The following is a 1850-nucleotide window of genomic DNA, read 5'->3' on the forward strand; positions in this document are numbered from 1 at the left end:
GGCAAGGGCCGCCGCGTTCGCCGCCTGATCGTGATCGAGCGCATGGGGGTAAGGCACCAGCAGCGCCGGCCGGCCGATGACGGCGATCTCCGAGACGGTCGAGGCGCCGGAACGCGAGATCACCAGATGAGCGGCCGCCATGCGTGCCGCCATGTCGGTGAAGAAGGGCGAGACCTCGACGGCGACGCCAAGGGTGGCATAGACCGCCTTGACCCGCGCCACGTCATCGGCGCGCGCTTGTTGGGTAATGACCAGCCGTTTGCGCTGGGCGTCGGAAAGCAGCGCAATGGCTCCCGGCACGGCATCGGAAAAGAATTGGGCGCCCTGGCTGCCGCCAAAAACCAGCAGGCGGAACGGTTGATCCCCGGCAGATGCCGCATAGGCAGTCTTGGCCGCTTCCAGCACCGCAGGCCGGACCGGATTGCCTGTCGTCACCGTCTTGACCCCGGCTGCACTGCTGTCCTGCGGCAGGAAGCCGCCGGCGATCGCGTCGACACGGCCGGCCAGCGCCCGGTTGGCGCGCCCCATCACCGCGTTCTGCTCATGGATCAGGGTCGGTACCTTGCGCCGTGTCGCCGCGTAGAGCGGCGGCAAGGTTGGATAGCCGCCGAAGCCGACGACGGCATCCGGCTTGATCCTGGCGATGACGGCAGAAGCCTGGCGCACGCCGCGCCAGATTTTCCAGAAGGCACCAAGCAGGGCAAAAGGATTTTTCGAGCCCATCGTCGCCGACTGGATCGGGTGGACGGCAGCGGCCGGAAAATGGCCGGCGAAACGCTCGGCACGGTCGTCGGTTGCCAGGTGCACCGACCAGCCGCGCTCGTTCAGCTCATGCGCCAGCGCCTCGGCCGGGAAAAGATGCCCACCGGTGCCGCCTGCCGCGAGAAGGATGACGCCTCTGGCCATATCACTCCGCCGGCACGGCGCGTTGCGACAGGCCAAAGCCCATCTGCTTGCGCTTTTCCGGCCGCTTGCGTGTCAGCGCCAGCACCATCCCCATCGAGATGGCGATGGCGATCTGCGAAGAGCCGCCATAAGAGATGAACGGCAGCGTCATGCCCTTGGCCGGCACAAGCTGGAGGTTGACGCACATGTTGATGACCGCCTGCAGGCCGAAGACGGTGACGAGGCCGCCGACCGCATAGCGGGTGAAATCGTCATGCTCCTTCAGCGCCGTGTTGAGGCCGCGCAGCACGATGAAGGCGAATATCGACATGATGAAGAAGCACATGATCAGTCCGAACTCTTCGCCTGCGACCGAGAAGACGAAGTCGGCATGGCTGTCGGGAATAACGCGCTTGACTGTGCCCTCACCTGGTCCGACGCCAAACCAGCCGCCATTGATCAGCGCGTCGCGTCCCATATCGACCTGGAATGTGTCGCCTTCGCCGGTAAGAAACTTGTCGATGCGCAAGGCAACGTGCGGGAACACCGTATAGGCGGCGAAAACGCCGCCGACGCCGGCGGCACCCAGCGCAACGATCCACAGCCAGGGCAGCCCGGCCATGAAAAACATGATGCCCCAGGTGCCGGTCGTCAGCATGGTCTGGCCGAGATCCGGTTGCGCCACCAGCAGCGACACGACCAGTACCAGCAGCAACATGGCGAACAGATTGCCGGGAATGTCGGGCTGGCGCTTGTGCTCAGCGAAAAGCCAGGCGCACATGATGACGAAGGCTGGTTTCAAAAATTCCGACGGCTGGATCGACAGGCCGGCAAGCGACACCCAGCGGCGTGCGCCCTTCACCTCGACGCCGATGTAGAGCACCGCCACCATCAGCACCAGCATCAGGCACAGCATGATCAGCGCCATGCGCCGGATCTGCCTGGAATCGAGGAACGACACAGCC

2 protein-coding genes are annotated in these 1850 nt (G+C 64.9%); both read right to left on the reverse strand.

Features of this window, described 5'->3' with window-relative positions; genetic code table 11:
* On the reverse strand, window positions 1-906 hold a 906-nt coding region (locus EN994_RS29545), incomplete at its 3' end, for a UDP-N-acetylglucosamine--N-acetylmuramyl-(pentapeptide) pyrophosphoryl-undecaprenol N-acetylglucosamine transferase (protein WP_164746326.1).
* 1 nt (window position 907) lies between these two features.
* The coding region (locus EN994_RS29550; RefSeq protein ID WP_164746327.1) for an FtsW/RodA/SpoVE family cell cycle protein at window positions 908-1850 on the reverse strand (943 nt) is incomplete at its 5' end.

The sequence above is a fragment of the Mesorhizobium sp. M7A.F.Ca.CA.002.09.1.1 genome, assembly GCF_003998555.1.
In the GTDB taxonomy this organism is placed as follows: Bacteria; Pseudomonadota; Alphaproteobacteria; order Rhizobiales; family Rhizobiaceae; genus Mesorhizobium; species Mesorhizobium ciceri.